Origin of the sequence: Nostoc flagelliforme FACHB-838, from assembly GCF_014698065.1 — a bacterium.
GTDB classification, from domain to species: domain Bacteria; phylum Cyanobacteriota; class Cyanobacteriia; order Cyanobacteriales; family Nostocaceae; genus Nostoc; species Nostoc flagelliforme_B.
In genome coordinates, this window is the sequence record NZ_JACJSI010000290.1 from 1 (window position 1) to 7,460 (window position 7,460).

Annotated in this window: 6 protein-coding genes and 1 pseudogene; 2 read left to right on the plus strand and 5 right to left on the minus strand. The window is 45.1% G+C overall.

Annotated elements, in window-relative coordinates; all coding sequences use genetic code 11:
* Positions 1-207 (plus strand): annotated as a pseudogene (locus tag H6G97_RS41095) (hypothetical protein); the annotation flags it as partial.
* Between the two features lie 631 nt (positions 208-838).
* On the plus strand, positions 839-2,377 hold the full coding sequence (gene zwf / locus H6G97_RS41100; RefSeq protein ID WP_190946353.1) for a glucose-6-phosphate dehydrogenase: 1,539 nt from the start codon (positions 839-841) through the stop codon (positions 2,375-2,377).
* Between the two features lie 154 nt (positions 2,378-2,531).
* Here the strand turns inward: zwf and H6G97_RS41105 are convergent, their stop codons facing one another.
* The 5 genes from H6G97_RS41105 to H6G97_RS41120 form a co-directional block, all read right to left on the minus strand.
* Positions 2,532-3,569, minus strand: a complete 1,038-nt coding sequence (locus H6G97_RS41105) for a hypothetical protein (protein ID WP_242055922.1) — start codon at positions 3,567-3,569, stop codon at positions 2,532-2,534.
* Entirely contained in the window at positions 3,560-3,751 is a 192-nt protein-coding gene (locus tag H6G97_RS53865; protein ID WP_242055923.1) for a hypothetical protein, read from the minus strand. The genes H6G97_RS41105 and H6G97_RS53865 overlap by 10 nt, the downstream gene beginning before the upstream one ends.
* Before the next feature lie 104 nt (positions 3,752-3,855).
* Positions 3,856-5,454: a hypothetical protein gene (locus tag H6G97_RS41110; protein WP_190946354.1), complete on the minus strand. Its 1,599-nt coding sequence runs from the start codon at positions 5,452-5,454 to the stop codon at positions 3,856-3,858.
* A gap of 88 nt (positions 5,455-5,542) precedes the next feature.
* On the minus strand, positions 5,543-6,370 hold the full coding sequence (locus H6G97_RS41115; RefSeq protein WP_190946355.1) for a hypothetical protein: 828 nt from the start codon (positions 6,368-6,370) through the stop codon (positions 5,543-5,545).
* Positions 6,371-6,664: 294 nt separating this feature from the next.
* Positions 6,665-6,895 carry a hypothetical protein gene (locus tag H6G97_RS41120; protein ID WP_109012804.1) on the minus strand — a complete coding sequence of 77 codons (231 nt, stop codon included), beginning with the start codon at positions 6,893-6,895 and terminating at the stop codon, positions 6,665-6,667.
* Between the last annotated feature and the right edge of the window lie 565 nt (positions 6,896-7,460).

Here is a 7,460-nt window from a genome sequence, read left to right on the forward strand (position 1 = left end):
ATATACCAGAATGCGTGTGATCTACTGAGCCACGTTTCCCCATCACCTCTTACTCTTGCCCGTGTTGCAGGAACATTACTGGTCTATCAAGTCCAGGGCACAGAACTGGAAGAATCCCAGTGGTTCAGCATCCAAGTGAAACAATGCTTGGACGAAGAAGAAGTTGAGGAGTTGATTGAATCGATACATCGCACGGATGCTTTGTAATCGCTGAAAAAGCGGGAGTCTCGCGCACATCGGATACCGTCCCATCATCAAGAGCAATCCTACAACCTCACCGGACATTGCAATCACAATTCTCTGCCGTCTCGCCCACTCAAACCAATCCTTCACAGCAGATTTGGCCTGTGTAGGCTCCGTTTTTCTCTCTTTTTTAAGAGTTGTGGAAAGGCTGGTTTGGGCTTGTTTTTCAAAAGCAGTTAAATCCTCTGCGACGGGCGCGACGGATTTAACTGCCTTCTTGGTTCAATTTTGGAGATGCTTAATGGCGCTTGCGATGAAATCTAACCCTTATATTAGGATTGGCAATTTAGCGTGCCCAGTCCTCGAAAGAGTACTATTTGAGGCACAGCGATAATTTATTTACAGCTTTTATTGACAATGTGCTAGCTTCAGTGAAAATAGCATTATTGCCGTATCATCTCTACGTTTTCCCTTGCGGTGTAGGCAGAGGCTCCCTGTAAAATTGCAATTTAAAGAAAATATATCTGCACCAGTGCTGAGTGCTGTAATATACTAAAACTTTAACTCTAGAGGCGAAGGTGAGTTTATAGACAAACTGCTGTCTACAATGCGCTATAGTTTGGTGACATCTTGAAGAATATGCGGAGATTCAACCATGACGGCTGCCACCACGCCCCAGGTTTCTGTTGAAGCCTCAATCCATCCGCCAGAACCCTGCGTGATCGTTATCTTTGGGGCAGCGGGAGATTTAACCAAGCGTCTGCTGCTTCCTGCCCTCTACAACCTCAAACAAAGCAATTTGCTGCCGCCAGAATTTGCGATCATTGGAGTCGCACATACTCCAATGAGCCAGGACGATTTTCGCAGTAAACTTGCCCAAGACATTCGTCAGTTCGCAACGATTCCTGTAGACGTGAATGTCTGGCAACCGCTTGAGCAGAAGCTGTACTATCTTGCAGGTGAGTTTAACTCAGATGACACTTACCATCGGTTGCAAGACTTGCTCACTCAAGTAGATCAAGACTGTGGCACTAAAGGAAACTATTTGTTCTACCTAGCAACTGGCTCTAACTTTTTTGGCGACATCATTACGCAGCTTGGCGCAGCAGGATTAGTGCGCGAAGACAAGGATCACTGGCGGCGAGTCATCATTGAAAAACCATTTGGGCACGACCTAGACTCGGCTCGTGCTTTAAATAAATCCATTGGTGCTGTCCTTCAAGAAAAACAGATATACCGCATTGATCACTATTTGGGCAAAGAGACTGTACAAAATATTTTGGTGTTTCGGTTTGGTAATGGCTTGTTTGAACCGATTTGGAATCGTGAACATATTGATCACGTACAGATTACCGTAGCCGAAACGGTTGGAGTCGAAGGCAGAGGCAACTTCTATGAAGGTACAGGTACAGTGCGGGATATGGTGCAAAACCATCTGTTTCAACTGCTGGCAATGATAGCGATGGAACCGCCGATCTCGTTTTCAGCCGATGAGGTGCGTGATGAAAAGTCAAAACTATTGAAGTCCATCATTCCGCTCACTGCTGAAGATGTACAACAGTTTGCTGTACGGGGGCAGTATGCTGCGGGAATGGTGAAGGATACCCAAGTGCCTGCTTATCGAGCAGAGCCACGAGTTGCGTCAGACTCTACCACTGAAACTTATGCTGCTTTAAAGCTGAACATCGACAACTGGCGCTGGGCAGGGGTGCCGTTTTATCTACGAACTGGCAAGCGTTTGGCTAAACGCGTAACTGAAATTGCAATTCAGTTTAAGCAAGTACCCTCACTATTGTTTCGTCAAACGTCGATTGCTCGCCTCACACCTAATTTCTTGACTATCCGCATTCAGCCACAAGAAGGTATTCACCTGCAATTTGGTGCAAAGGTGCCTGGCCCGGCTATGGCAATGGATGCAGTAAAAATGGGCTTTTGCTACACTGACTATTTTGGCACGATTCCGAGTACTGGCTACGAAACGTTGCTGTATGACTGCATGATCGGTGATGCGACTTTGTTTCAACGAGCAGACAACGTAGAGTTGGGCTGGAGGGTCGTCACTCCTATTCTGGAGGCTTGGACAACTACATCACCTGAAAACTTTCCTAACTACGTATCAGGCTCATGGGGCCCATCGGCAGCAGATGATTTGTTGGTGCGCGATGGTCGGCAGTGGCACAAAACTGATCTATGATTTTTAAAGTCTGTGATCTCCTCACCAGAGGCTTGGTAAATTTCACTGCCCAAAACTGCTCTAGGAAAAGTCCAAAGCAGTTTTTATATTGCATAGTCTTCTAAAAAAGAGTTTGCACCCTTTACCAGTAATCGAAATTATACGTGCAGTACATTCAGTAGAACAAAAAGTTCTGTGAGCGCGAATTATTCCACTTCACCAACACCCCATCAACAATCGCAATCCTCCACTGTGGAAACCTCACCAACAACTTTTTAATCACAATCTGCAAAGCCGGATCGTCATTCCAACACTCTTGCAAAAAGTTAAACCCCGGATTCTGCCCCGAATTTCCCGCAACCTTGAGTTTCTGCATACGTTCCGGTCGCATATTTGACCTCGCAACAATCGCCTCATGCGACCACTTTTCGGGATTTGGCACGGGCGCGGCGGAACTTTCACACTCATGATCCGCTTTCATTTCTGCACCCGTAACTGAATTTTCAGTCATCAACTCAGCAGAGGGACAACTCGGTTCTATTTTCTGATCTGTGATCGCTGAAGTTGAAGAAAATTCATTTCGAGCGACGGGCGCGGCGGAACAAATACCTTCATGAGGGAATATCGCTTCAAGACCAGAGACTTGGTTTTCAGCGAACATCGAAGCAGATTGACTCGGTGCAGTTTCCACAAGCGTCAGCGATCTACACTCCGTTACCGCAGGTAACTCTTCCCCCTTCTCTGACACGCTTTGAACCGATTGAGGCGAAGCGCCCCCCAAGGGCGCGTGAGCCGTCTCCTCCTCATGCAGATTTTGTGTAGGCGTGTCAGAGAAACATCTCACCAACTCATTTGATGAGTTGGTGAGATGTTCCTGAGTAGTTCGTGAGGTTTCCTGGAATCCTTGCTGTGGCTGACTTTGACCTAAAATAGATGCTTGATTTAAAGCACGTATTTCTTCAAAGCCAGCATCTTTCTCTGAAATCTCAGCATTTGATTCTTGTTTTTCAGCATCTGGTTTTGGTGACACAGCATTAGCTTTCTCCCAAAATTCCTTCATTCGGCTACCGTGTAAATTCTTCACCATCCAGCTAGCCGTTTCCCTGCCATCCTGAATTGACTTGTCCGGCTTAAAAATGAATAGCCCACTGTCGGAGAGAATTTTCTTTGCAGAGATAAAAGTACTATACCCCAAAGCAGAAGTCAGAGGCATCCACCTAGAGCCATAAGGTCAGCCGTCCAACACTCTTGCCACAATTGCGTAACTGATGGCTTTTGTTGCGATGCCCAGAGCAAATCTTCAATGGGAATAATCACATGAAGCCGCTTATATGGTGACTGTACTTTAGCGGCAGCAGCCTTTTTGGGCTTGGGACGGGTAATGGTTGTAGTCATCTTTCAATCTCCTGTTGTATTGACGCACAGAAATTTCCCCCACTGTGATGCGGGGCTTGGTGCTTGTATTTGGTTGTCTAAAAAGTCACCGATACACTGAAAGCCTATTGAGGCTGCCAGAATCGCAATTCATCTCGGAAATACCTATCAGTTTTCTTAGATTCCTTTTGCCAGTGATCCCATGCAACGATTACCTCGTCTCCTAAATCCTCAATCACTTCTCCTCTGGCCACATACAAAGTGCGGTATGGGTCGGCGTGGGCAACGATAGAACCCTTTCTGATAATTGGAGGATGAGAAGCAATTTCAAGAGATTTGATTAGTTCTATTTCCTCACTGGTCAATTCCGCCCAGTAGTCCTGTTTGATTACCTCATACTCTTGCGCTACTGCCAAATAGTCCTGCCACGTACACCCAGGTTTAGCTAGCACCCCCCGAATATCACTAACCGTTTGGGGTAGCATTTCTAATTGTTCGGCTCGATAAGCAATCGCAATAGGCGTTGGCTCACTCCCCAGAATTATCGCCGCAGCTTCAAGGGCTTGGGTATTGTTCATAGCACTAGCGAGATTCTTCAACGCCATCCCCATCAACCGTAAGCATTCCTGAGCGTTTTCTTTCGGCGGTTCCTGGGCCAGCGATCGCAGGTCAATGGTTTTCTCTAGGGCTTGCTGAACCTTCTTGTTTAACGCTTTAGCCCCTTGTTTAGTGTAGGTATTCCGCCACTCTTGTCCAGTGCGAGGCTCTTTAGAATTTTCCAAATCCTGAATACGCTGTCTAAGCTGCTGATTCTCAGCCTCCAGTTTTTTCAACCCCTCCATTTCATCCAATCGCTGCTGCAACTGGATATTTTGCTCTTTCTGTTGCTTGTACAGGTTTTGCAAGGATTGGATTTGTTCTTGTACCTGGGCTTCGGCTCTGGCTGCGGCCTCTGTTTGCAAACCAATCCTCAAGTCCTGGGAAAGTCTCTCTAACTCCTGTCTATGGCGTTCTTCAATAGCAGCGATCGCTTCGGTATATTCTGGTGGATAGTTCCGCCCTCTGGAAAATGGGACACTAGCGGCATCTAAATCAGCATTGTTGATCAACAACCTTTCGCCATCAGCAAAGGTGACAATCTGTTGCCAGCGATTCGGTGCATCTGCCTCAATGGTTCCTTCTTCTCCATACCTTGGGTATGACTGTTGTGAAACTACTGTGACTTTGGCTTTTTGAGGAACCACTGGTTCTTGAATTTTGGGAACCAATGGTTCCTGAATAGATTGCTTTTTGCGTGGAAGTTGAGGAACCACAATATTTGCGGCAGCAGCAAAGTCTGATTCACTAGGGGAAGGGTTATCTTTCAGTGCCAGGGATATAGCAGCTTTTAGTTTCTCTGGTTCTTTAACTAGCCGTAGCAACGGACGAGCCTGACGCTCATTTTTGATGTGTTCGCCCAATTCGCCAACTGCGTCTATGACCTTTTTGGCTCCTAGCAGTTGGTTGATTCGTCGGTATCCACCCCAGGCGTATAATTCACGCTGGCAGTATTCTTCAAAGTTATTATATCCAGCTTGCAGGTAAAGCTGCTGTTCTCTCATCTGGAGGATTTCATTTACCGCTTGCCACTCGAATCGTTCGATGGCGGTGAAGGTTTCCTGGATGCTGGCGTTGACAACACTGTAATCAAGTGCTGTTGTTTGTTCTTTTTCTAGTGTCAGCATATTTATTGCTCACTATGGCAAATACTAGGAATGTTGCAGGGAGTAAAGAACTTGCAGGAGCCGTTAGGCTTATCGCTTTTAGTGGTTATTAGGCGACTTCAGCAAACCTTACGAATCGATTCAAGTCCGGGTAAACCGCTTTAAAGTAAATAATTTCGTTCTCTTTATGATCAAGATGAAGGTATAAATGAACTTCGTCTGGGTCTTTCTTGAAAGTACTTTTTCCTCGCCAGCAGTTCTGTTCTGATTTCTCCCAGTTACAAGACTCAGCATAAATGTCTGCAATGACTGCCTTTGGTGCATAACTTTCAACTGTAGTGACTGAAGCGTTAATATTTCTCTTGTCCTTATTCACCAAAAACAAGTTATATGCAGGCGCGATCTGAACAAGCCTGACAAAAAACTGGATGATTTCTGGAACTACTTTTTGAAGAATGATGCGATCGCTCTCCAGCGTGAGCAGTTGATCCTCTACTGTCGGGTAGGAGAACAAGCGATCACGGATTGAAATGTTTCGCTGGCTGACTCCAGAGATGACCAAGTTTTTCTGAATATCCTGAATATTGTCTCTAATCCTGTGGTAGAGGAAAAGTTCAGTGCCAAAGTTAGGGCCAAACATCTTACCCATGCTGTCGTAGAATCGCGCCCCTTCATGTACGGATGATGGGGCATCCAAACACCAGCCTTTAGGGTCTGTCATGATCCGGTGAATAATTTCATCATGTTTAGCATCACCGTTCCCAAGCCCAGCAAGTTCTAAGTAAACTTGCCTGTCTAACAGTGAAGGGTAAATGAACTTATGCCGTTTGGGGTATTTCAGTCTAAGGCAGTCTTGCAGCAGTGAGGATAAGCCTTCTGTGCTGAATAAATTGGGATTGTCTTGGAGGAGTAGCTGGAAAACTGGTAAATTAGACATACTATTTCTTTGCTAAAGGATTAGTCTGGGCGATTGTTCTTCTTGGCGGGAGGCGATCGCTTTTAACTTAGTCCAAGAGTAAATATGTCAATAAAGTTTTCTAGTGACTCAAATAAAAATGGCGTGGGATTCATAACTGTATAAGCTCGTACATAACTAAAAAACTATGTTAGCACGAGTTAGTACGCTGTGATCTATAAAAAACAAAACCCACCTAATGCTCGGCGGGTTTGTCCTTGATAACAGTGTTAATAATGTGATCACGCCATTGCCTGAGAGTGGTGTTCTCCTCTCTCAGGCGACTAATTCCCCCAGGCATTCCTCTACAAGAGATTCAAGTCTTTGAACCCTTTGCTCAATCTGGGCTACATCATGGCCATTTTCCGAATTTTCTGTCTCTACATATTCTTTAATAAATTTTAAAAGTACATCTGTAACAGTTTTGCCCTGTGCTTCGACTTTAGACCGAAAAGCTGTTCGTATCTCCTCTTCAATGCGAATGGTTAGACGAGATTCAATAGCCATAGACAATCTCCTTTTGTTTTAGGTTATCACAAGCCGTTAGTACGATTTATTCTATCAGGAAATATATTAGACTGGGGTTCCGTACTAACTAGATTGACAAATGTACTAACTCGTACTAACATAGTAAATATGAAGGAGGAAATAAGCGCAACGCCTCCTAGTAAATAAAGATGCGATTACTACAGAACCATGACAGCACAATCCAGAGTGACGGCTTGATGAGTAACCGAGGCACTGGCACAACCAGAGAAGGCGAGGGGTACACAGTTTGGAAATGGATTTGCACTTAGTAAATGATTAACAAAAGACATTAGACGATTAGCTTTTGGCGTTGTTAAAGCTCTACACGTCCCCTGATGCTGTACATCTATTGTCTTGATAATGCTCTTAGCAACTAGCTTTGATGGCTACGCCAAATCTTTTTGAGAGCGTTGTGCTAAACCACAACGTTATTTGCACACATAACAAAAGCGATCGCCCCGTCTCGCAAACTCAGCGATCGCCTTTTCCCCGATTAAGGAGATTTCCATTATGAACTATGCAACACATACACAGCAAGCAATTC

What these genes read in the sequence shown, in the direction of transcription:
- H6G97_RS41115 (WP_190946355.1), bottom strand. Translation starts at nt 6,370, where the DNA reads ATGTCTAATTTACCAGTTTTCCAGCTACTCCTCCAAGACAATCCCAAT.
- H6G97_RS41105 (WP_242055922.1), bottom strand. Translation starts at nt 3,569, where the DNA reads ATGCCTCTGACTTCTGCTTTGGGGTATAGTACTTTTATCTCTGCAAAG.
- H6G97_RS53865 (WP_242055923.1), bottom strand. Translation starts at nt 3,751, where the DNA reads ATGACTACAACCATTACCCGTCCCAAGCCCAAAAAGGCTGCTGCCGCT.
- H6G97_RS41110 (WP_190946354.1), bottom strand. Translation starts at nt 5,454, where the DNA reads ATGCTGACACTAGAAAAAGAACAAACAACAGCACTTGATTACAGTGTT.
- zwf (WP_190946353.1), top strand. Translation starts at nt 839, where the DNA reads ATGACGGCTGCCACCACGCCCCAGGTTTCTGTTGAAGCCTCAATCCAT.
- H6G97_RS41120 (WP_109012804.1), bottom strand. Translation starts at nt 6,895, where the DNA reads ATGGCTATTGAATCTCGTCTAACCATTCGCATTGAAGAGGAGATACGA.